The sequence below is a fragment of the Bradyrhizobium sp. 138 genome, assembly GCF_023074075.1.
In the GTDB taxonomy this organism is placed as follows: Bacteria; Pseudomonadota; Alphaproteobacteria; order Rhizobiales; family Xanthobacteraceae; genus Bradyrhizobium.
The window spans coordinates 183,359-204,359 of record NZ_JADPKT010000020.1 but is presented as its reverse complement, the minus strand read 5'-3'; the positions used below and the strand labels follow the sequence as shown (position 1 = coordinate 204,359).

The window sequence follows — 21,001 nt, the reverse complement described above, 5'->3', positions numbered from 1 at the left end:
GAGACTGACATGCGGCTTCTCATCGTTGGCACATTGAAGGGCCAGCTCACCACCGCCACCAAGATCGCGATGGACAACGGGGCTACCGTGACCCACGCCGAGGATCACGAGCAGGCGATGCGCGTGCTGCGCGGCGGCAAGGGGGCCGACCTCCTGCTGGTCGACGTCGCCCTCGACATCCGCGACCTCGTCATGCGGCTCGAAGCCGAGCACATCCATGCCCCGATCGTCGCCTGCGGCATCACCAACGACGCCCGCGCCGCGGTCGCCGCGATCCACGCCGGGGCCAAGGAATACATCCCGCTGCCGCCCGATCCCGAGCTGATCGCCGCGGTGCTGGCCGCCGTCGCCAACGATTCCCGCGAGCTGGTCTATCGCGACGAAGCCATGGCGAAGGTGATCAAGCTGGCGCAGCAGATCGCTGGCTCCGACGCCTCGGTGATGATCACCGGCGAATCCGGCACCGGCAAGGAAGTACTGGCCCGCTACGTCCACACCCGCTCGGCGCGCGCCAAGCGTCCCTTCATCTCGATCAACTGCGCCGCGATCCCCGAGCATCTCCTGGAGTCCGAGCTGTTCGGCCACGAGAAGGGCGCCTTCACCGGCGCGATTGCGCGCCGCATCGGCAAGTTCGAAGAAGCCACCGGCGGCACGCTGCTGCTCGACGAAATCTCGGAGATGGACGTCCGCCTGCAATCGAAATTACTACGTGCGATCCAGGAGCGCGTCATCGACCGCGTCGGCGGCACCAAGCCTGTCCCCGTCGACATCCGCATCATCGCGACCTCGAACCGCAACCTCGCCGAGGCCGTGCGCGAAGGCACGTTCCGCGAGGACCTGCTGTTCCGCCTCAACGTCGTGAACCTGAAGATCCCGCCGCTGCGCGAGCGCCCCGCCGACATTCTGGAGCTCGCTCAGCATTTCGTGAAGAAATATGCCGAGGCCAACGGCGTGCCGATGCGCCCGGTTTCGGCGGAAGCGCGCCGCGTGCTCTCGGCCAACCGCTGGCAGGGCAACGTTCGCGAGCTCGAAAACACCATGCACCGCGCGGTGCTGATGGCGCAGGGCGACGAGATCGGCGCCGACGCGATCATCACCCCCGACGGCGACCGCCTCGACCTCGCCAAGACGCCGCCGGCGGTGGCGCATGCCACCATGGCCGCCGAGCAGGTCACGCGCGCATTGGTGGGACGCACCGTGGCCGATGTCGAGCGCGACCTGATCCTGGAGACGCTGAAGCACTGCCTCGGCAACCGCACCCATGCCGCCAATATCCTGGGCATCTCGATCCGCACGCTGCGCAACAAGCTCAACGAATATTCCGACGGCGGCATCCCGATCCCGCCCGCGGGCACGCCCGGCGAATATTCGCGGATGCCGATGATGGGGGCGTAGGCGGTGCCAGCGAATATCGAGAATGCGAATGCCCGGGCTGGTCCCGGGCATTTCTGTCTGAGTGCAGGCTGCCAACCTCGTCATTGCGAGCGCAGCGAAGCAATCCAGAATCCCTCCGAGGAAACGCTCTGGATTGCTTCGCTACGCTCGCAATAACGGCGTTTAGAGCGGCCCCCGCATGACGGCATCGCATCCGGCGACTAGGTCGCGTCAGCGCAAGGCCCTATAACCTCGCCCGACAACCACGCGAGGAACCACATGTCTGAAGCTCAAATCACGGACTGGCTGGCGGCACAGCGGCAGGCGATGATCGATCTGCTCCGCGATGTCGTGAACATCGATTCCGGCTCCTATGACAAGGAAGGCGTCGATGCGGTCGGGGCGCGGTTCGAGCGGCATTTTGCCGAGCACGGCATTCCGTGCCGGCGCGAGGGCCACGACGCCTTCGGCGATGCGATCCATGCCGAGGTGGCAAAGCCCGGCAGCAATGAGAAGCCGGTACTGTTGATGGGGCATCGCGACACCGTGTTCGGCAAGGGCGAGGCCGGGCGCCGTCCCTTCACCATCCGCGACGGCCGCGCCTATGGTCCTGGCGTCGCCGACATGAAGTCCGGTCTCGTCATGAACGTGTTCGTCGCAACTGCCTTCCACAAGTTTGGCGGCAACCCGCATCCGATCAAGCTGCTGATCACCTCGGACGAGGAGATCGGCTCGCCCTCCTCCCGGCCCGTGATCGAGCGCGAAGGCCGCGCCGCCCGCGCCGTGTTCAATTCCGAGCCGGGCCGCCCCACCGGCAACGTCGTGACGGGGCGCAAGGGCGGCATCTTCATGCATCTGGCCATCACCGGCAAAGCCGCGCATTCCGGCGCCAATTTCGCCGCCGGCGTCAGCGCGATCGGCGAGCTCGCGCACAAGATCGTCAAGATCCACGCGCTCACCGATCTCGACAAGGGCATCACGCTGAATGTCGGCCTGGTCTCGGGCGGGCAGTCCGTCAACACCACGGCGCCCTCCGCCGAGGGCCAGATCGACCTGCGTTATGTCGATCCGGCCGATCGCGCGCGGGTGATGGAAGCGATCGAGACGATCGTCGCGACGTCCTACGTGCCGGGCACGAGCGCAACGCTGGCGATCAAGGGCGAGTTCGTGCCGGTGGTGCAGAGTGCAGAATCAAAAGCGCTGTTCGAGAACTACCAGGCCGCCGCACGGCAGGCCGGCCTCACCACGCTGCAGGGCGAATTCTCCGCCGGCTGCGCCGATTCCGGCTTCACCGCCGCCGTTGGCACGCCGACCATCTGCGGCCTCGGCCCGGTCGGCGGCCTCGCGCACACGCCGGAGGAATATCTCGAGCTCGACAGCATCGTGCCGCGCGCGCAGGCGCTGGCGCTGGCGATCTTGAGGGGGTGAAATCCAGGTGCCGTAGGGTGGGCAAAGGCGCTCTTTGCGCCGTGCCCACCATCTGTTTCTATCGGCTAAAGGTGCTTGGGCACGCTTCGCTTTGCCCACCCTACGAGACCTCCCGAGTTCACGAATAGCTCGGCGCGTCAGGCTTGCGGAAGATGTGGATGGGATCGCCGGGGATGATCACGGGCTGGCCTGAGAACATCGCGTAGGCATAGAGCGCGAGATAGGCGATCGCGAGCGCGCCAACGGCGTAGAAGGCGAAGGTCGCGATGCGCTTCATCGATCCGCTCCATGGCCGTCCCGAACAGGGAGGCTCTGGGCGCTTCTAGAACGATGAGGCGGAAAAGGCCAGTCTGTATGCCCGCTTCGGACGGCGATCAAACGCCGCGCCGGCCGCGCGCGGGGAGGCTGACATCGGCGAGCCTCGCCGCATCCTCGTCCTGGTCGACCGCCACATACTGGCCGTGCCAATAGGCCAGCGCAGCGGTGCGGGTGGAACTCTTGATGTCCCTGACACGGCCGATGACGATGCCGTGCGAGTGGCGTTCGACGATCTCCTCGACCTCGCAATCGAAGGCCGACAGCGCGCCGGCCAGGAGCGGAACGCCCGACACCGCCGTCACCCATCTGGCCCCCGCGAAACGATCGGCGCCCTTCAGCCCGCCCTTGCCGGCAAAACGCTCGGCGACATCGAGCTGGTCGGCATTGAGGATGTTGACGCCGAAAGCACCGTGGCGCCGGATCAGCGGAAAGGACGAGGCATCGCGGTTGATGCTGACCAGCAGCGTCGGCGGCTCGACCGACAGTGAGGTCACCGAGGTGACCGTCATGCCGGTGATGTCCTTGCCCCGCCCGGCAGTGATGACACTGACGCCGCCGGTGAGATGGCGCATGGCGCCGCGGAAATCGGCGGACGAGACGGGGATTTCAGTCATGAGATCGCGGGGCACTACATTCATGGCATTGCTCCCCAGAACGGGGTTCCCTGTATCTAGGTACGATCGTCCGCCGACAACAGGTGGCTCAGGATCGAGCCTTCGAGGCCGGCAAGCTCGACCGAGCCGCGCTGACGCGGCCTGCCTGCGTTAACCGAGACGTCGTGGGCGATGCGGCCCTCCTCGATCACGAGCACGCGATCAGCCAACGCAACCGCTTCGGAGACATCGTGGGTGACGAGGATGGCGGTAAAGCCCTGGTCGCGCCAAACGCGCTCCAGAAGGCGCTGCATCGAGATCCGGGTCAGCGCATCCAGCGCGCCGAGCGGCTCGTCGAAGGCGAGCACGCGTGGGCGCGAGACCAGCGCACGGCCGAGCGCGACGCGCTGCTTCTGGCCGCCCGACAACACCGAGGGCCATTGGTCGCGCTTGTCGGCGAGCCCGACCTCGATCAGCGCCTTCTCCGCGCGCGCATGCGCATCGCCGGAGGCGCGATCGCGGCCGAGGCCGACTTCGACATTGGCGAGCACGCGTGCCCAGGGCAGCAGCCGCGGCTCCTGGAACATGACGCGGATGTCCTCGGGCTGGATCTCCTGACCGAAGCTGATGCTGCCGGCATCGATCTTGTCCAGGCCGGCGATGAGGCGCAGCAGCGTGCTCTTGCCGCAGCCGCTTTTGCCCACGATGGCGACGAACTGACCAGCGGGAATGTGCAGGTCGATGCCGCGCAGCACCTCGTTGTCGCCGAACGATTTGCGCAGGCCGCGGATGCTGAGCGGCAGTCCGACGGCAGACGCCGAGCGCTCTTCGCGCACCACACGAGCGTGAGGTGTGAAATTGGCGCGGCTGGCGAGCTCGGTTTCCGGAAGGGAGCTACGAACGGCTGTCTGCATGTGAGTCCCAGTATTTCTGATCAACGTTTCTGGAAGGCGGGGTGCCAGGAGAGCGTGAGACGCTCCAGCACGCGGGAGGCGCTGTCGGCGAGCTTGCCGAGCAAAGCGTAGATCAGGATCGAGAGCACGACGACGTCGATCAGCATGAACTCGCGCGCCTGCATCGCCATGTAGCCGAGGCCCGAGGAGGCCGCGATGGTCTCGGCGACGATCAGGGTCAGCCACATGATGCCGAGCGCGAAGCGGATGCCGACGAAGATCGAGGGCAGCGCGCCCGGGAAGATCACGCGGCGGAACAGTTCGCCGTCCGTCATGCCGTAGATGCGGCCCATCTCGATCAGCTGCGGATCGACGGTGCGGATGCCGTGCAGCGTGTTGAGGTAGATCGGAAAAAACACCCCGAGCGCCACCAGGAACAGCTTTGCGCTCTCGTCGATGCCGAACCAGAGGATGACCAGCGGGATCAGCGCCAGATGCGGCACGTTGCGCACCATCTGCAGCGTGGTGTCGGTGAGCTTTGCCGACAGCTGCGACAGGCCGTTGGCGAGGCCGAAGGCGAAGCCGATGCTGCCGCCGATCAGAAAGCCGATCGAGGCGCGCCAGAACGACACCCAGATGTTGCGGACGAGCTCGCCGGAGAGCAGCAGCTTCCAGCCGGCGAGCACGACGTCGCTCGGCGCGGGCAGCACGCGGGTCGGCACGAATCCCGTGACGCTCGCAACCTGCCAGATCGCGATGATGGCCAGCGGCACGATCCACTGGATCAGGCCGTCCACCCGCGGCAGGCGGACGCTGCGCGGAAGCGGGATGCTATCGATCAGGCTCATGACTGCGACACCCGATGCTGCGGACGGAAGTCGCTGCCGACCGTCTCGCCGAACGGACCGCCGTTGAAGTGCAGCTTGGTAACGTTGCTCGGCTGCTCCAGCGCGAGCAACGGGAAAACCAGCTCGGCGAAGCGATAGGCCTCCTCCAGATGCGGATAGCCCGACATGATGAAGGTATCGACGCCGAGATCCTGATACTCCCTGATGCGGGTCGCGACGGTCTCGGCATCGCCGACCAGCGCGGTGCCGGCACCGCCGCGCACCAGGCCGACGCCGGCCCAGAGGTTCGGCGCGATCTCGAGCTTGTCGCGCTTGCCGCCATGCAGCTGCGCCATGCGTTGCTGGCCGACCGAGTCCATGCGGGCAAAGTTCTTCTGCGCTAGCGCAATGGTGTCGTCGCTGACATGCTTGATCAGTTCGTTCGCGGCGCGCCAGGCCGCTTCATTGGTCTCGCGAACGATGACGTGAAGACGAATGCCGAAGGAGAGTTTTCTACCGCGCGCAGCGGCGACCTCCCTCACCTTCGCGATCTTCTCGGCCACCAGCGCCGGCGGCTCGCCCCAGGTGAGATATTTGTCGACGGTGTCGACCGCGACGTCGATGCCAGCATCGGACGAGCCGCCGAAATACAGCGGCGGCCGCGGCGCCTGCACCGGCGGAAACAAGAGCTTGCCGCCCTCGACATGGATGTGCTTGCCCTCGACGTTCACCGTCTTGCCGGCGAGCAGGTCGCTATAGACGCCCAGGAACTCGCGAGTGACCTCGTAGCGTTCGTCATGGCCAAGGAAGATGCCGTCGCCCTTGTTCTCGACGGGATCGCCGCCGGTGACGACATTGACCAGCAGCCGGCCGTTGGTGACGCGGTCGAGCGTCGCTGTCATGCGCGCCGCAGCGCTCGGCGATTGCAGGCCGGGGCGGACAGCCACGAGATAGCGCAGCCGCTCGGTGAACGGCGCCACTGAAGAGGCAACGATCCAGGAATCTTCGCAGGAGCGTCCGGTCGGCAGCAGCACGCCGAAATAGCCGAGCTGGTCGGCAGCCTGCGCGATCTGCCGCAGATAGTTGAAATTGACCTCGCGGCCGCCGATGCCGGTGCCGAGATAGCGCCCGTCACCGTGGGTCGGCAGGAACCAGAGGATGTTGGGGTTGCTTTGCTTGGTCATGACTTTGCTCACGATCCTGACTTCCGCGCGACGTCGGAGATCTTGATGGATTTGGGGATGAGGCCCAGCGCGAAGAACGCGTCGGCAACCTGCTGCTGATCGGCGATGACGGCATCGGTGATCGGCTTGATGCCGTAAGACTGCCGCTTCAACGCCACCTCGACCACCGGCACCGGCAATCCGATCGATGGCGCCAGTTGCTCGGCCACCGCGTGGATGTCGCCCTTGGCCCAGTCATCGACCGCGCTCAGCTCGGTGAGCACGGCGTCGACAATCTTCGGATTGGCGTCGAGGAATTTCCTGGAGGAGAAGTAGAACTGGTAGTTGGCGACGATGCCGGTGCCGTCAGCGAGCGTGCGGGCGCCGGTGGCGGCTTCCGCCGCGGCCTGGAACGGATCCCAGATCACCCAGGCATCGACCGCGCCGCGCTCGAAGGCGGCGCGCGCGTCGGCCGGCGCGAGGAACACCGGTTCGATGTCCGAATATTTCACGCCGGCTTTCTCCAGCGCCTTGACCAGGAGGTAGTGGACGTTGGAGCCCTTGTTGAGCGCGATCTTCTTGCCCTTGAGGTCCGCGACCGATTTCAGCGGACTGTCCTTCGGCACCAGGATCGCCTCGCCCTTCGGCGCCGGTGGTTCATAGGCGACATACTGGATCGGCGCGCCGGCGGCCTGCGCGAAGATCGGCGGGGCTTCGCCGGTGTTGCCGAAATCGATCGCGCCGACATTGAGCGCCTCGAGCAGCGGCGGTCCGGAGGGGAATTCGGTCCACACCACCTTATAGCCGTCGGCAGCTAACTTCGGCTCCAGCGTGCCCTTGCTCCTAAGCAGCACCAGCTTGCCGTATTTCTGGTAGCCGATGCGGACCACCTTGTCCTGCCCGTAGGAGGTGCCGACTGCGGCGGCAACAATGCCGATCGACAGCACGATGGCTGCGATCAGACGCTGAATGATACGCCTCATGTTCAAACCCTTGTGGATGGGAAGAGTGGTCGGCACGGTCAGGCTGCCGGATTGCGCCAGACGATGTCGCGGATCTGAATCGGCTTCGGGATCAGGCCGAGCTTGTAGAAGCGGTCGGCGACGCCCTGCTGGGTTGCTACGATGTCGTCGGTGACCGGACCGACCACGAAGTTCGCGCGTTTGGCGGCGACGGTCTGGATGTCCAGCGGGACGCCGGTGATCGCGGCGAGCGATTTGGCGACCTCGTCGCGATGCCGTTCGGCCCATCTGCCCGCCGCGGTCGTCACGTCGACGATCTGCTGCAGGATCGCGCCGTGATTCCTCGCGAACTCGCGATTGGCGATGTAGAAGGAATTGGTCTTGGTGACCTCGCGCGAATTGATCAGGATGCGACCGCCCTGCTTGGTCTCGCCGATCGCGAAATACGGATCCCAGATCGCCCAAGCCTCGATGCTGCCATTGGCGAAGGCGGGACCGGCATCCGGCGGCGTCAGATAGACCGGCGTGATGTCGGCATAGGTGAGACCGGCCTTCTCCAGCGTCTGCACCACGATGTTGTGGGCGCTGGAGCCCTTGGTGAAGCCGATGCGCTTGCCCTTCAAATCGGCGATGCTGCGGATCGGGGAATCCTTCGGCACCAGAATGCCCTGCCCGTTGGTGATGGGCTGGCCGGCGGCATAGACGATCGCAGCTCCCGCGGCCTGCGCGAACACCGGCGGGGAATCACCGACCGAGCCGAAATCGACGCTGCCGACATTCATGGCTTCCATCATCGGCGGCCCGGAGGAAAACTCGATCCATTTCACGTCGATGCCTTGCGGCGTGAAATGTTTTTCCAAACTCGCCTGCTGACGCGCGATCACCAGCACGCCGGTCTTCTGGTAGCCGATACGGATGTCCTTCACCGTGCCTTGCGCTAGTGCAGGCGAGGCAATCGCTGCAGCGGCCGCAGTTCCGATCGATAGTTTGAGAAAGTCGCGACGCTGCATTCCACACTCCCGGCCACGTGCGGCCGTTGCTCGTTCCCGTGTGAAGAATGATGGTGCGGGTTATCTGAGGTGTCGAGACGTCGAGGAAAATAGCGATGCGAGCACTGCGCGAGCGGTCGTGCGCATGATTATTCTTTCAAGCGGCGACGACGATGCAGAGCGATTATTTTCGCACGGGAATGTGAGCGATACACTGTTCCCGTTCGTGATCGCGAAGCACCGAACTCAAAATGTCGAAAACAACCCCATGCACAGTAGCCGGCGGCAACGAGATCAATGACTTACGCTTCCTGCGATTTGGTCAGGCAAGCCTTTGCGCCGTCGGGCAAAACAGGCGCATGATGAAATGATCGGCATGGTGCGCGCACGTCCGCGGGTCTAATGCGCCCAGATAACCGGCAAGTTCTGCAGGCCCCGGAACGCCCAACCGCCGATCCGCACCTCCTCGTCGTCGGCGATCTCCAGCGTCTTAGCGCGCGCGAACAATGTCGGCAGCGCGACATCGGCGATCATGGCGCGCGAGGCGAAGGCGCCGGCGCAGAAATGCGGGCCGGCGCCGAACGCGACGCTCTTGGTCGTATCGCGCCGCACATCGAACTGATCGGCGCGGTCAAAATGCTTCTCGTCGCGATTGGCGGAGCCGAACATCAGGAACACGCGCTCATCGAGCTCGAACGACACGTCGCGGATGCTCCAGGGCTTTGCGATCCGCCGCGGCGACATGCCGATCGGCGAGATCCAGCGGGCGTATTCCTCGAACGCCTGCAACCAGGTCACCTCATCCTTGCGCACGAGATCGAGCTGCTCGGGGTGGGTCAGCAGCGCCCAGACCGTGCCGGCGATCGCCTTGCGCGGCTCGTTCTGCCCGCCTGAGATCGCGAGTTTGACATTTGCGTGCACGCTCTCCATCGGCATGCCGGACGCAAGAAGCACGCCGAGGATGCTCTGGTCGGGTTTCTCACGCATCACCGGCAGGATATCGTCGATCGCAGCATCGATGCCTGAGGTCGCGGCATGGCAGCGCGCCTCGACCGCGGGATCGCCGGCATAATTGGCGATGCCCTCGATCATGCCCTGCGACCACGCATCCATGTCCTCAAAGCCGATATTGGTGAGGCCGGTGATCGACTTCAGGCATTCGCCGGAGAACGGCAGCGCGAAGTCGCGCATGAAATCGATCCGCCCCGGCTCGATCGCATCGAGAATGCGGTCGGCATGGGCTTGAAACAGCGCGGTCCAGTGCGCCTTCACCGTCCTCGGCGACACCGTCGGGAACATCGCGCGGCGCTCGACCTGATGCGCCTCGCCGTCCTTGCGCATCATGTTGTGCCCCATCAGCCGGTTCATCAGGCCCGCCGGCTGGTGCGAGGAGAACACGTCGATCTGCTTCTCGGAGATCGAGATGTCGTCGCGGCTGGTCAGCAGCGTCGAGCCGAGCTGCGGCACGAAGGCGATCGGCGCGTCTTTCCGCATTTTCGCGAGCATCGGATAGGGATCGGCCCAGAACGCGGCCGGGTCGATGTCGATGCGCGGCGCGGTGCTCAAGGCGGTCTCCCTGGATCCTCGTGTGCTTCAGGGCAGACTAGCGAACTCCGTTGCCGGCGTCTGTCCCTAGCGATAGGGACCGACCGAGTTACCGCGCCTCGGCGATCTTCGCTCCAGGTGACAGCATCTGTGCGTTGGCCGCCAAGGGCCGCTTCGATGGCGATGCCGGGTCCGGGAATCGGAAAGCAGCGTCCTGTGGCGCGCCCTGGGATGGTCGACGGGCACCAATTGTCGGAAGCACGATCACTTTCGCGCCGACCTTCACCCGCTCATAGAGGTCCACGACGTCCTCATTGGTCAGCCGGATACAGCCGGACGAGACACGCTTGCCGATCGTATCGGGCTTGTTGGTGCCGTGAATTCGATATTCGGTCTCGCCCAGATACATCGCCCGGGCGCCGAGCGGATTGCCGGGGCCACCTGCCATGAACCGCGGCAGATAAGGCTGACGCGTGACCATCTCCGCAGGCGGATGCCAATCCGGCCATTCTGCCTTGCGAGCCACAGTCTGCTCACCGGACCATGTGAAACCTTCGCGGCCGACACCGATGCCGTAGCGCAGCGCCTGCGCGTCGTTCAGGACGAAATAGAGGAACGTGTTCTTGGTATCGATGATCACGGTGCCCGGCGTCTGGTGGCTGGCGTAGTCAACCACCTGCCGAACCAATGCGCCGGGAATGTCGGCGTCGGCTTTTGGCGGCTCGACCAGAGGTGCCGGGGCTGGAATCGGAGCCGGAGCAGGCGCTGATGCATGAACCGGAGGTGCCACGTAAACCGGCGTCGACGATGCCTGAGCTTGGGGTGCGGACGGCTTCCGTGCCGGCTGCACGCTCGCCGGGCGAGACAGCAAACCGTAGCCCAATGCGGCGACGGCCACGACGCCAATTGCAACGCGCGCGGCCATCGGCAGCGCGAGCGTCTCCGCCTTCTTGCCGCGTTTGGGCCGCTTGCTCATACCCTTCTCCAGGTCACCATGCCCAAGAGAGGTACCCAGCAAAATTTAAGAAACTTCGAAGCGATGTCGCTCGGACTGGAACCGTCGGTGATGGTTAACGCCGAACTCTTGTTCGGCAACATAAGAATTGGAAGTACTGCGTGACATTGCCCTCAGTTCAGGCCGTGAGGCCCCGAGCGATCGCTAGCAGCTCACTCTGTGAGGAAAAGCCGAGCCGCCCATAGGCACGCTTGCGGTAGATCAGGGTCAAATGCAGGCTGACGCCGAGTCCTTTCGAGATCGCCTCGGAAGGAGATGCCCTCCGATGCCGGGGATGTGAGGAATCGTGAGGCCGCCATGTGTTGGGGCGCTGCGGCCGAGCGCTAACTATGCAGGCGGGGCATTTGGAGAAAAAACCGATGCGCTTCATTCTGGCCTTGGGCCTTCTGATCACCTTCGGCGGCGTTGCGAACGCGGCACAGGTGCATCACCCACACCGGCGGCACGCCATTGTTCATTCGAATCCGGGCATGTCCGCATCAGGTCCCGCTTCGAGTTTTGCCTATGTGCCACCGCCGGCACAGTATGGGGCCGCGCCCTACCCTGGCTCCAGTGAGCCGTATTTTGGCGCGTCTCAGGGTTACGCGCCTGGCGAAAAGGATCGTTTTCTCCACAGTTTGTTCAGCCCATAGAGGCCGTACCGCTTGGGCGCTGGCCGACTCCCCGCACCTGGCCAGCAACGCGGAGGGGAAGCTGCTGAGCTGATTCAGCGGCTTTCCCTCTCTCCTACCCGATCATCGAACGAGAATGTCGTTACCGTCGGGTTGGATCGTTGCTCCCGCCAGGTCGCGGAGTCTGGGGGCCGCCTTGGCCGCTGCTATTCGCGCCGCTCCCGCTGGCACCCGCGTTGGAGCCAGTGGTTCCACCCGCGGCACCAGCACCGCCCGTTGCTGCTGCACCCGCTGCATCGCCCGTTCCGCTACCAGAGCTAGCGCCGGTTCCACCAGCGCTTCCACCCGCGCCGCCCGTTCCACCTGCACCTCCTGCCTGCGCGTGGGCGAAACCGACCGACGCGCCGGCAAGCAATGCACACATTGCCACTGAAAAAATTGTCTTTCGCATTGTTTCAACTCCGATTGACGATGACATGCCAATCAAACCCGCGCGCGAACGTTCCTGATGACATCGCATCGGAAGCTTCGCAGTTCGTAGGAACGATGTTGCGCGACGTGGGATCAATCCTGCCCCATGATACCCACGCAACTTCCGCGAAGACGAGGTGATCTCGGGACGCAAGAAACACGGAGATCTCGGACCTGGAGTCCTCCCGACCTAGTTCAGGCTGCGCGGCCCGGCGAGCAGGCCCAGCACGATCGCAAACAGCTCGCTCTGCGAGGAGATGCCGAGCCGTTCATAGGCGCGCTTGCGGTAGGTCAGGGTCGAATGCAGGCTGATGCCGAGTTCTTGCGAGATCGCCTCGGAGCTGAAGCCTGTGAGGATGCGGCGGCAGACCTCCTGCTCACGCGGCGTGAGACCGGCGAGCGGCGCGCGCGTCGCGAACAAGGCGGCGAGAGATTGTTCGGGCGCCGCCTTCTCCTGAAAATGGCGCGCCACGCTCGCGCCGATCGCAGGCGCGATCGCCTGAAGCCGTTCGCGCTGCGCGGCGGTGAAGCGGCCCTGGGCCGCGATGCGATAGAAGTTGACGTAGAAGCAGGTATCGCCAGTCCAGATCGCGGTCGCGCATTTATCGACGATGCCGGAATCGTGGAAGAAGATCTTCCGGTAGCGCGCGCCGTACATGCGCGGCGCGAAGGACGGCAGCATGATCGGGGCGCCGCCCTCGGCTTCGAACAGTGCATCGCGGTTGGGATCGGATTCGTGGAATTGGCTGGCATAGACCGCGCCGAGATCGCCGCCGATCGGGATGTTGCCGGCATCGAGCAGGCAGGTCGCGGCACCGGCACGGTTCAACGCGAACACCATGCAATGGCCGACAGCGGCCTGGCGGCGCAGCGTGTCGATGAGGACGTTCGGGAAGTCAGGTCGGCCGATGGCGAGCACCGCCGGCGCGACATCACCAGGGGCTGGACTTGCAGGCATCACCTGAGGCCGCATCGTTTCCTCCGCAAGAGGTTCTTTTGCGAGAGGATAACAGCAACGGCATTTTGCCGGAAGCCGGAGCGACCTGCGAATTCAGGCCTTCCGCCCCAATCCGAGCCGCTTGAGCTCACGAGCGCAAGTCGTAACGGCCCATATCGATGGCACTGCAAATCCATGGCAAGCGTCGTCGCCTCAAGAGGTGAGATGCTCTCCAGACGAACGAAGTTGCCGGCAGCGAACACCCCGGTTCCGCCGCGAGGAACGATCGCATCAGCCCCGCTTTATCGCTCCGGATCTTCCAGGTTTGATCAGCGGTTACAACGCCCGGACCGCCTATCGAAGGATCAGTGAATGCGCGTCCTTCTCGTCGGGGGCACAGGACTTGTTGGGTCGGCAATCTACGCCAGGCTGTCCGCCGACGGACATGAATGCATATTGGTGTCCCGACATGCCGTGACGATACCCGGCAGGCACCACATCACGCTCGATCTCGCGCGCACCACGGACTCTTCGGAATGGAAGGGCGTTCTTGCAGGCGTCGATGCCGTCATCAATGCGGCGGGTGCCCTACAGGGACAGGACATGCAAGGCGTCCATGTCGCCGGCAGCGGGGCGCTCTATGCCGCCTGTGAAAGCATGGGCGTCCGCCGTGTCATCCTGTTCTCGGCGATCGGCGTCGATCGCGACGCCCGCTCCGATTTCTCGCGCAGCAAGCGGGAAGGCGAAGCCGCCTTGATGGCACGAGATCTCGATTGGATCGTATTGCGGCCTTCGGTCGTCGTTGGCCGGCCCGCCTATGGCGGCAGCGCGCTCTTGCGCGGGCTGGCCGCACTGCCGATTCTACCCGTTATGCCCGATACGGCGGCGATTCAACCGGTGCATCTCGACGACGTGGTCGAGACCGTGGTGTTCTTCCTGCAACCGGGCGCTCCCTCCCGCGTCGCGCTTGATCTCGCCGGTCCAGAGCGAATTGCCTTCAGCGACGCGGTTGCGCTCCTTCGCGCCTGGCTGCGCTGGCGGCCCGCCCACCGCCTGAACCTGCCAGCCTGGGCGGCTTCGGCCGCTTACCGCGCCGGCGACGTTGCGCAGATGCTGGGGTGGCGAACACCCGTGAATACGACAGCACAGGCGGAAATGCGGCGCGGCGCGACTGGAGATCCCGAGCCATGGCGCCAGATGACTGGCATGCGCCCCCGTGAGCTTGCAGTCGCGCTCGCGCGCGAGCCCGCCTCAGTGCAGGAACGCTGGTTTGCACGGCTGTATGCACTCAAGCCGCTGATCTTCGGCGTCTTCGGCCTGTTCTGGATCAGCACAGGCATCATCTCGCTCGGTCCGGGCTGGGATATCGGCATGTCGTTGCTGCGGGAGGGCGGGCTGCAGGAGAGATTCGCGGCGGTCACCGTGACCGCTGGCGCCCTCGCCGACCTCGTCATCGGCCTTTCCATCCTCTGGCGCCCTCTGAGCCGCTACGGGCTCTGGGCAGCACTGATCATCTCGCTCACCTATGCCTTGATCGGCACGGTGCTGGTGCCGCGGCTGTGGGCCGATCCGCTTGGGCCGATGCTGAAGATCTGGCCGGTGATCATGCTCAACCTGGTCGCCATGGCGATCCGGGAGGATCGCTGATGCTCTACTTCCTGGTGAAGATGGCGCACATCATCGGTGCGGCGGTCCTGCTCGGCACCGGTGCCGGCATCGCCTTCTTCATGCTGATGGCGCATCTGCGCGGCGACCCGCGCGAGATCGCGGGCGTTGCGCGGACCGTGGTGCTGGCCGACTTCCTGTTCACGGCGAGCGCCGTGATCCTGCAGCCGATCACCGGCACATGGCTCGCCTGGTCGAGCGGGTATTCCCTCGGCGACGGCTGGATTGCGGCCTCCATCGCACTCTATCTGGCGACCGGTGCCTTTTGGCTGCCGGTGGTGTGGATGCAGATGCAGATGCGCGATCTCGCCGTCGCAGCGGTTGCGACCAACACCAAGCTGCCTGCCCGCTATCACCGTCTCTTCCGATGGTGGTTCGCCTTCGGCTTTCCGGCGTTCGCGGCCGTGCTGATGATCTTCTGGCTGATGATCTCGCGTCCGGCCATTCCCTACTGGGACTAAATAGCCCTACCCCGCCGCCTTCGCCGGCGCCACGTTGATCGCCAGCTTGCCGTAGCGGTCCGTAAAAGCCTCGGTGTCGATCTCCTCAAGCTGGATCTCACCGCTCATGACGCCCTGCTTCCATTCGGCTTGCGCCGGATCGTTCTGGAATTCCGGCATCACCTCGCGGCCGAACAGCTCGAGCGATTCGCAGATGTGCTCGTGGCTGTTCTTGCCGGCCTGGTTGAGCAGGATGACCTGGTCGATATGCGAGGACTGGAAGCGCTTCAGCTTCCGGCGGATCGTCTCGGGCGAGCCGATCAGGCCGCCGCGCAGTGCGGCCTCCTGCGCCTCGGGGTTATCGCGCTTCCACTTGTTGTACTCGTCCCACATGTTGACGGTGTAGGGCGCGGGACGCTGGCGGTTCTGCGAGGCGCCGTAGAAGCGGAGCGCGAACTGGAAGAAGGTGGCGCCGTCGGCGCGCGCACGCGCCTCCTCGTCGGTCTTGGCGCACATGAAGAACGAGACCAGCGCCATGTTGGGGTTGATCTCGTAATCGGCCAGCTTGGAGAGCCGTTTGGTCATCGCGTTGTAATAGGCGTGCACCCAGGCATGGGCGGCGTCGGCGCTGACGAACTGGAAGCCGAGCGCGCCAAAACCGTGGCGGCCGGCGCGCTCGATGGTCGGCAACTGCGAGCAGGCCATCCACAGCGGCGGATGCGGCTTCTGCACGGGCTTGGGCACCACGTTGCGCAACGGGATGTCGAAATATTTGCCGTGATGCTCGGAGCCTGCGTCCTTGAACATCGGGAAGATCGCGGCCACGGCCTCCTCGAACACCTCCTTCTTGGTCTCCATGTCGCGGCCGAACGGGGTGAGTTCGGTGATCGACGCACTCTCGCCCATGCCGAATTCGCAGCGGCCGTTGCTGAGCAGATCCAGCACCGCGACACGCTCGGCGACGCGCGCCGGATGGTTGGTGGTGAGCTGGAGGATGCCGTGGCCGAGCCGGATGTTTTTGGTGCGCTGGCTCGCGGCGGCGAGGAACGATTCCGGCGAGGGCGAGTGCGAATATTCCTCGAGGAAATGATGCTCGACCACCCAGGCATGGTTGTAGCCGAGCTTGTCGGCGAGCTCCAACTGCGAGAGCGCGTTCTGGTAGAGGGCGAGCTCGTCGCCGGCCAACCAGGGCCGCGGCAATTGCAGCTCGTAGAAGATGCCGAACTTCATGGCGCCGCTCTCCCGCTTAGTGTTGTTAGCAACATCTTAATGCGTGAAGCGGCGCTGTCCACGGAATCGCAATTCCGCCGCGCGGCAGATCGCTCCCTCGACCGTGCGTGGCAATGAAAGCGGGAATCCGGCACCCACTACGGGCTCCTGCAAACCCGGCTGGTTGATTCAGATCAACGCGTTAGCGGCTCGAACAGATCTAAAGTAACGCAAGGCAACGGCCCGGATGCCGTCTCGATTCCCCGCACCATTATCAGAGAGACCGATATGTCGGCCCCTGACGACACGCCTTCCCGCGTGCGCCGTAAGCGCATGGAGATTTTCGCCTTCCTATTCCTGACCGCGGTCGTGATGCCCGTCCTCGCGGTCGGAACAGTCGGCACCTACGGGCTCGGGGTCTGGATCTACCAGATGTTCGCCGGTCCTCCCGGCCCGCCGCCCTCTCCGCATTGATTCCTTACCAGCGAAAGACAGGCATCATGGCTCACGCCACACTCAATCGCCGCGCCTTGATTACCGGCCGGGTGCTCAGCGCCGATCGCATCATCGCGCCGCCCGGCGCCGAGATCGCCAGCATCATCGTGCAGGCGCGTCCCGAGCGTCTCGCCGAGCTCGAAGCCGAGATCACCGCGCTGCCCGGCTGCGAGATTCACGGCTGCGATCCGCGCGGCAAGCTCGTCGTGGTGACCGAAGCGCCCGATGCCGGCAGCCTCGGCACCCTGCTCAACACCATCCAGTCGCTGCAACACGTCTATTCCGCAGCACTGGTCTTCCACGCCATCGAAACCGCCTGAGTCAGGAAGAGCCATCATGACATCGCCCAAGCTCGACCGCCGCCAGATGCTCAAGCTCGAGGCCGCCGCAATCGCGGCCGCCGCCGCTGGCATGCCGGCTCCGGCGCTCGCCGCCAATCTCGTCACCGAGCGCAACAACAGCGAAATGAAGTGGGCCAAGGCCGCCTGCCGCTTCTGCGGCACCGGCTGCTCGGTGATGGTCGCGACCAAGGACAATCGCGTCGTCGCCACCCACGGCGACATCAAGGCCGAGGTCAATCGCGGCCTCAACTGCGTCAAGGGCTACTTCCTCTCGAAGATCATGTACGGCCACGCCCGCCTGACCCAGCCGATGCTACGCAAGGCGAACGGCAAATACGACAAGAACGGCGAGTTCACGCCTGTATCCTGGACCGAAGCCTTCGACATCATGGAGCTGAAGTGGAAGGAGGCGATCAAGAAGCGTGGGCCCAACGGCGTCGCCATGTTCGGCTCCGGCCAGTGGACGATCTGGGAAGGCTATGCCGCCTCGAAGCTGTTCAAGGCCGGCTTCCGCACCAACAACATCGACCCCAATGCACGGCACTGCATGGCCTCGGCCGTGGCCGGCATGATGCGGACCTTCGGGATCGACGAGCCGCCCGGCTGCTATGACGACATCGAGGCCACCGACGCGTTCGTGCTGTGGGGCTCCAACATGGCTGAGATGCATCCGATCCTATGGACGCGCCTGGCCGACCGCCGTCTGTCTGCGCCGCATGTCCGGGTCGCCGTGCTCTCGACCTTCGAGCACCGCTCGTTCGACCTCGCCGACATCGGCATGGTGTTCAAGCCGCAGACCGACCTCTACATCCTCAACGCCATCGCCAACCACATCATCAGGACCGGCCGGGTCAACAAGGACTTCGTCGCCAAGCATACCGTGTTCAAACGCGGCCAGACCGACATCGGTTATGGCCTGCGGCCCGAGCATCCGCTGCAGAAGAAGGCGACGGGCGCGGCGAAGCCCAACGACGCCACGGACATGAGCTATGACGAGTTCGCCAAGTTCGTCTCGGAATACACGCTGGAGAAGGCCGCCGAAATGTCGGGCGTGCCGCTCAACCGGCTGGAGGCGCTGGCCGAGCTCTATGCCGATCCAAAAACCAAGGTGGTTTCGTTCTGGACCATGGGTTTCAACCAGCACACCCGCGGCGTCTGGTGCAACAACCTCGTCTACAACATCCATCTTCTGACCGGGAAGATCTCCTCGCCCGGCAACAGCCCGTTCTCGCTGACCGGCCAGCCCTCGGCCTGCGGCACCGCGCGCGAGGTCGGCACTTTCTCGCACCGCCTGCCCGCAGACATGGTCGTGACCAACAAGGCGCATCGCGACCATGCCGAGCACATCTGGCAGCTTCCCGAAGGCACCATTCCCGATAAGAACGGCGCACACGCCGTGCTGCAAAGCCGGATGCTGAAGGACGGCCTGATCAACGCCTACTGGGTGCAGGTCAACAACAACCTCCAGGCCGGTCCCAACATCAACGAAGAGACCTATCCCGGCTTCCGCAACCACGACAATTTCATCGTGGTCTCCGATGCCTATCCGTCGGTCACCGCGCTTGCCTCCGACCTGATCCTGCCGACCGCGATGTGGGTGGAAAAGGAAGGCGCCTACGGCAACGCCGAGCGCCGCACCCAGTTCTGGCACCAGCTCGTCTCTGCGCCCGGCGAATCGAAATCCGATCTCTGGCAACTCATGGAGTTCTCCAAACGCTTCAAGATCGAGGAGGTCTGGCCCGAGGAGCTGATCGCCAAGAAGCCGGACGTTCGCGGCAAGACGCTGTTCGACGTGCTCTACAGGAACGGCCAGGTCGACAAGTTTCCGGTCTCCGATATCGAGCCGGGCTATGCCAACGACGAGTCCAAGGCGTTCGGCTTCTACGTCCACAAGGGCCTGTTCGAGGAATATGCCCAGTTCGGGCGCGGCCATGGCCACGACCTCGCACCGTTCGACACTTATCCCCGCGAGCGCGGCCTGCGCTGGCCGGTGGTCAACGGCCGGGAGACGAAGTGGCGTTTTCGCGAAGGCAGCGACCCCTACGTCAAGCAGGGCACCGACGTGCAGTTCTACGGCCATCCGGACGGCAAGGCCCGCATCTTCGCGCTGCCCTATGAGCCGCCGGCGGAATCACCCGACAAGGATTATCCGTTCTGGCTCTCGACCGGCCGCGTGCTGGAGCACTGGCACTCCGGCACCATGACGCGCCGCGTGCCCGAGCTCTACAAGGCCTTCCCCGAAGCCGTCTGCTTCATGCATCCGGACGATGCGCAGGAGGCCAACCTCCGCCGGGGCGACGAGGTGAAGGTGGTCTCCCGCCGCGGCTTCGTCCGTGCGCGCGTCGAGACGCGCGGCCGCGACCGGCCGCTGCGTGGCCTCGTCTTCGTGCCGTGGTTCGACGAATCCAAGCTGATCAACAAGGTGACGCTGGACGCCACCGATCCGATCTCGCTGCAGACCGACTTCAAGAAATGCGCCGTGCGCATCGAGCGGGTGAACCTGTCATGATGATACGATCCGCAACCATTCTGCTCGCCTTCGCGATCGCAGCGGGCGCGAGTTCACTGACTGCGCAGACGGTGACGTCGGGCCTGCGCGGCCCTGCCCCGCTCGACGATGAGGGCCCGGCGCCGCCGATGCTGCCGAACCGCAACACTTCCGAAAAGGAGGTGCGCAACTATCCGGAGCAGCCGCCGGTGATCCCGCACACGATCGACGGCTATCAGATCGATCTCAACGGCAACAAGTGCCTGTCCTGCCATGCGCGGGCGCGCACCGCGGAATCGCAGGCGCCGATGGTTTCAGTTACGCATTTCATGGACCGTGACGGTCAGTTTCTGGGCTCGGTCTCACCGCGGCGCTTCTTCTGCACGGAATGCCACGTGCCGCAGAACACCGCCAATCCGCCCGTCAGCAACGATTTCACCGACATCGACACACTGCTGTCACGCTCAAGCCCCGGTGGCCGCCGATGACGACGACCGCTGAGGAGCCCAATGCCGAGCTGAAGACCAGGCGCGGCGTCATCGCGCGAAGCTGGGATTTTGTGCTGGAGCTCTGGCGGGTGCTGACCCGGCCGAGTTCGGTGTTCGCCCTCGGCACATTGGTGCTGGCCGGATTCGTTGCCGGCGTGATCTTCTGGGGCGGCTTCAACACGGCGCTGGAAATCACCAACACCGAGAAGTTCTGCACCGGCTGCCACGAGATGAAGGACAACGTCTACGCCGAGCTGAAGTCGACCATCCACTTCAGCAACCGCTCCGGCGTGCGAGCGACCTGCCCCGACTGCCACGTACCGCACAACTGGACCGACAAGATCGCGCGCAAGATGCAGGCCTCCAAGGAAGTCTGGGGCAAGATCTTCGGCACGATCGACACGCGCGAGAAATTTAGGGACCACCGGCTCGAGCTCGCCGTCCACGAATGGGCGCGCTTCAAGTCCAACGATTCCCTGGAATGCCGCAACTGCCACAGCGCCGATTCCATGGACATCACCAAGCAGTCGCCGCGGGCCTCGGTCGCGCATCAGCGCTTCCTGTTCACCAAGGAAAAGACCTGTATCGACTGCCACAAGGGCATCGCCCACCAGCTGCCCGACATGCGCGGCGTTCCGGGCTGGCAGTAGGACCGGAAGCAATGGAATTCACCCCGCTTGAACCGGCGGGGCGAATGGTTAGTTTTGGCAGGTAGCGAATCGCCTCGTTTCGCACCTCTCAAGACAGAC

The 21,001-nt window shown here is 64.6% G+C and carries 21 protein-coding genes and 1 pseudogene; 10 read left to right on the top strand and 12 right to left on the bottom strand.

Annotated features, from left to right (window positions below; translation table 11 throughout):
- Positions 1-9: 9 nt before the first annotated feature.
- Together IVA79_RS11550 and IVA79_RS11545 are read left to right on the top strand one after the other, a co-directional pair.
- Complete coding sequence (locus tag IVA79_RS11550) at positions 10-1,395, top strand: sigma-54 dependent transcriptional regulator (RefSeq protein ID WP_247552953.1); 1,386 nt, start codon at positions 10-12, stop codon at positions 1,393-1,395.
- A gap of 258 nt (positions 1,396-1,653) precedes the next feature.
- Positions 1,654-2,802 (top strand): M20 family metallopeptidase, encoded by a 1,149-nt coding sequence (locus tag IVA79_RS11545; protein WP_247552951.1) that lies wholly within the window; start codon positions 1,654-1,656, stop codon positions 2,800-2,802.
- A gap of 118 nt (positions 2,803-2,920) precedes the next feature.
- On the opposite strand, the gene IVA79_RS11540 is transcribed toward IVA79_RS11545, so the two are convergent.
- From IVA79_RS11540 to IVA79_RS11495, 10 genes and pseudogenes are all read right to left on the bottom strand, one after another.
- The gene (locus IVA79_RS11540) at positions 2,921-3,079 is read right to left on the bottom strand and encodes a hypothetical protein (protein WP_164718287.1); all 159 of its coding nucleotides are present in this window, start codon (positions 3,077-3,079) and stop codon (positions 2,921-2,923) included.
- A gap of 97 nt (positions 3,080-3,176) precedes the next feature.
- Positions 3,177-3,758: a flavin reductase family protein gene (locus tag IVA79_RS11535; RefSeq protein WP_247552949.1), complete on the bottom strand. Its 582-nt coding sequence runs from the start codon at positions 3,756-3,758 to the stop codon at positions 3,177-3,179.
- Positions 3,759-3,790: 32 nt separating this feature from the next.
- Positions 3,791-4,627 carry an ATP-binding cassette domain-containing protein gene (locus tag IVA79_RS11530; protein ID WP_247552947.1) on the bottom strand — a complete coding sequence of 279 codons (837 nt, stop codon included), beginning with the start codon at positions 4,625-4,627 and terminating at the stop codon, positions 3,791-3,793.
- 20 nt (positions 4,628-4,647) lie between these two features.
- Positions 4,648-5,454, bottom strand: coding sequence for an aliphatic sulfonate ABC transporter permease SsuC (gene ssuC / locus IVA79_RS11525; protein WP_247552945.1), 807 nt, complete (start codon positions 5,452-5,454; stop codon positions 4,648-4,650).
- Positions 5,451-6,617 carry an FMNH2-dependent alkanesulfonate monooxygenase gene (ssuD, locus tag IVA79_RS11520; protein ID WP_247552943.1) on the bottom strand — a complete coding sequence of 389 codons (1,167 nt, stop codon included), beginning with the start codon at positions 6,615-6,617 and terminating at the stop codon, positions 5,451-5,453. Before ssuD ends, ssuC begins: the two co-directional genes overlap by 4 nt.
- A gap of 8 nt (positions 6,618-6,625) precedes the next feature.
- Complete coding sequence (locus tag IVA79_RS11515) at positions 6,626-7,579, bottom strand: sulfonate ABC transporter substrate-binding protein (RefSeq protein ID WP_247552941.1); 954 nt, start codon at positions 7,577-7,579, stop codon at positions 6,626-6,628.
- Positions 7,580-7,617: 38 nt separating this feature from the next.
- Positions 7,618-8,568, bottom strand: coding sequence for a sulfonate ABC transporter substrate-binding protein (locus IVA79_RS11510; protein ID WP_247552938.1), 951 nt, complete (start codon positions 8,566-8,568; stop codon positions 7,618-7,620).
- A 378-nt stretch (positions 8,569-8,946) separates the two neighbouring features.
- Positions 8,947-10,113, bottom strand: a complete 1,167-nt coding sequence (locus IVA79_RS11505) for a cytochrome P450 (protein ID WP_247552936.1) — start codon at positions 10,111-10,113, stop codon at positions 8,947-8,949.
- Between the two features lie 88 nt (positions 10,114-10,201).
- Entirely contained in the window at positions 10,202-11,068 is an 867-nt protein-coding gene (locus IVA79_RS11500; protein WP_247552934.1) for a L,D-transpeptidase, read from the bottom strand.
- 157 nt (positions 11,069-11,225) lie between these two features.
- Positions 11,226-11,357 (bottom strand): annotated as a pseudogene (locus IVA79_RS11495) (LuxR family transcriptional regulator); the annotation flags it as partial.
- 109 nt (positions 11,358-11,466) lie between these two features.
- Between IVA79_RS11495 and IVA79_RS11490 the strand changes: the two are divergent.
- A complete protein-coding gene (locus IVA79_RS11490) occupies positions 11,467-11,739 on the top strand; it encodes a hypothetical protein (RefSeq protein WP_247552932.1) in 273 nt (90 codons plus the stop codon).
- Between the two features lie 640 nt (positions 11,740-12,379).
- On the opposite strand, the gene IVA79_RS11485 is transcribed toward IVA79_RS11490, so the two are convergent.
- Complete coding sequence (locus IVA79_RS11485; RefSeq protein ID WP_247552930.1) at positions 12,380-13,162, bottom strand: LuxR C-terminal-related transcriptional regulator; 783 nt, start codon at positions 13,160-13,162, stop codon at positions 12,380-12,382.
- A gap of 336 nt (positions 13,163-13,498) precedes the next feature.
- Between IVA79_RS11485 and IVA79_RS11480 the strand changes: the two genes are divergently transcribed.
- Together IVA79_RS11480 and IVA79_RS11475 are read left to right on the top strand one after the other, a co-directional pair.
- Positions 13,499-14,773: an SDR family oxidoreductase gene (locus IVA79_RS11480; RefSeq protein WP_247552927.1), complete on the top strand. Its 1,275-nt coding sequence runs from the start codon at positions 13,499-13,501 to the stop codon at positions 14,771-14,773.
- Positions 14,773-15,252 (top strand): DUF2269 domain-containing protein, encoded by a 480-nt coding sequence (locus IVA79_RS11475; RefSeq protein ID WP_247552925.1) that lies wholly within the window; start codon positions 14,773-14,775, stop codon positions 15,250-15,252. Before IVA79_RS11480 ends, IVA79_RS11475 begins: the two co-directional genes overlap by 1 nt.
- A gap of 6 nt (positions 15,253-15,258) precedes the next feature.
- Here IVA79_RS11475 and IVA79_RS11470 read toward each other — a convergent pair whose 3' ends face one another.
- The gene (locus tag IVA79_RS11470) at positions 15,259-16,461 is read right to left on the bottom strand and encodes an LLM class flavin-dependent oxidoreductase (RefSeq protein ID WP_247552923.1); all 1,203 of its coding nucleotides are present in this window, start codon (positions 16,459-16,461) and stop codon (positions 15,259-15,261) included.
- 267 nt (positions 16,462-16,728) lie between these two features.
- Here IVA79_RS11470 and napE point away from each other — a divergent pair, with 267 nt between their 5' ends.
- From napE to IVA79_RS11445, 5 genes are read left to right on the top strand one after another with little or no spacing between them, the layout of a single operon-like run.
- A complete protein-coding gene (gene napE, locus IVA79_RS11465; protein WP_247552921.1) occupies positions 16,729-16,914 on the top strand; it encodes a periplasmic nitrate reductase, NapE protein in 186 nt (61 codons plus the stop codon).
- A gap of 26 nt (positions 16,915-16,940) precedes the next feature.
- Positions 16,941-17,255, top strand: coding sequence for a chaperone NapD (locus IVA79_RS11460; protein WP_247552919.1), 315 nt, complete (start codon positions 16,941-16,943; stop codon positions 17,253-17,255).
- 16 nt (positions 17,256-17,271) lie between these two features.
- On the top strand, positions 17,272-19,785 hold the full coding sequence (gene napA / locus IVA79_RS11455; protein WP_247552917.1) for a nitrate reductase catalytic subunit NapA: 2,514 nt from the start codon (positions 17,272-17,274) through the stop codon (positions 19,783-19,785).
- Positions 19,749-20,252, top strand: coding sequence for a nitrate reductase cytochrome c-type subunit (locus IVA79_RS11450; RefSeq protein WP_247552915.1), 504 nt, complete (start codon positions 19,749-19,751; stop codon positions 20,250-20,252). The genes napA and IVA79_RS11450 overlap by 37 nt, the downstream gene beginning before the upstream one ends.
- Positions 20,249-20,902, top strand: coding sequence for a NapC/NirT family cytochrome c (locus tag IVA79_RS11445; RefSeq protein ID WP_247552912.1), 654 nt, complete (start codon positions 20,249-20,251; stop codon positions 20,900-20,902). Before IVA79_RS11450 ends, IVA79_RS11445 begins: the two co-directional genes overlap by 4 nt.
- The last annotated feature ends 99 nt before the right edge of the window (positions 20,903-21,001 follow it).

Bases quoted from the DNA above. Each gene is read 5' to 3' on its own strand.
- napA (WP_247552917.1), top strand. From the start codon at position 17,272: ATGACATCGCCCAAGCTCGACCGCCGCCAGATGCTCAAGCTCGAGGCC.
- IVA79_RS11515 (WP_247552941.1), bottom strand. From the start codon at position 7,579: ATGAGGCGTATCATTCAGCGTCTGATCGCAGCCATCGTGCTGTCGATC.
- IVA79_RS11470 (WP_247552923.1), bottom strand. From the start codon at position 16,461: ATGAAGTTCGGCATCTTCTACGAGCTGCAATTGCCGCGGCCCTGGTTG.
- IVA79_RS11490 (WP_247552932.1), top strand. From the start codon at position 11,467: ATGCGCTTCATTCTGGCCTTGGGCCTTCTGATCACCTTCGGCGGCGTT.
- IVA79_RS11540 (WP_164718287.1), bottom strand. From the start codon at position 3,079: ATGAAGCGCATCGCGACCTTCGCCTTCTACGCCGTTGGCGCGCTCGCG.
- IVA79_RS11530 (WP_247552947.1), bottom strand. From the start codon at position 4,627: ATGCAGACAGCCGTTCGTAGCTCCCTTCCGGAAACCGAGCTCGCCAGC.
- IVA79_RS11475 (WP_247552925.1), top strand. From the start codon at position 14,773: ATGCTCTACTTCCTGGTGAAGATGGCGCACATCATCGGTGCGGCGGTC.
- IVA79_RS11460 (WP_247552919.1), top strand. From the start codon at position 16,941: ATGGCTCACGCCACACTCAATCGCCGCGCCTTGATTACCGGCCGGGTG.
- IVA79_RS11450 (WP_247552915.1), top strand. From the start codon at position 19,749: ATGCGCCGTGCGCATCGAGCGGGTGAACCTGTCATGATGATACGATCC.
- ssuD (WP_247552943.1), bottom strand. From the start codon at position 6,617: ATGACCAAGCAAAGCAACCCCAACATCCTCTGGTTCCTGCCGACCCAC.
- IVA79_RS11510 (WP_247552938.1), bottom strand. From the start codon at position 8,568: ATGCAGCGTCGCGACTTTCTCAAACTATCGATCGGAACTGCGGCCGCT.
- IVA79_RS11445 (WP_247552912.1), top strand. From the start codon at position 20,249: ATGACGACGACCGCTGAGGAGCCCAATGCCGAGCTGAAGACCAGGCGC.
- IVA79_RS11545 (WP_247552951.1), top strand. From the start codon at position 1,654: ATGTCTGAAGCTCAAATCACGGACTGGCTGGCGGCACAGCGGCAGGCG.
- napE (WP_247552921.1), top strand. From the start codon at position 16,729: ATGTCGGCCCCTGACGACACGCCTTCCCGCGTGCGCCGTAAGCGCATG.
- ssuC (WP_247552945.1), bottom strand. From the start codon at position 5,454: ATGAGCCTGATCGATAGCATCCCGCTTCCGCGCAGCGTCCGCCTGCCG.
- IVA79_RS11535 (WP_247552949.1), bottom strand. From the start codon at position 3,758: ATGAATGTAGTGCCCCGCGATCTCATGACTGAAATCCCCGTCTCGTCC.
- IVA79_RS11485 (WP_247552930.1), bottom strand. From the start codon at position 13,162: ATGCGGCCTCAGGTGATGCCTGCAAGTCCAGCCCCTGGTGATGTCGCG.
- IVA79_RS11500 (WP_247552934.1), bottom strand. From the start codon at position 11,068: ATGAGCAAGCGGCCCAAACGCGGCAAGAAGGCGGAGACGCTCGCGCTG.
- IVA79_RS11550 (WP_247552953.1), top strand. From the start codon at position 10: ATGCGGCTTCTCATCGTTGGCACATTGAAGGGCCAGCTCACCACCGCC.
- IVA79_RS11480 (WP_247552927.1), top strand. From the start codon at position 13,499: ATGCGCGTCCTTCTCGTCGGGGGCACAGGACTTGTTGGGTCGGCAATC.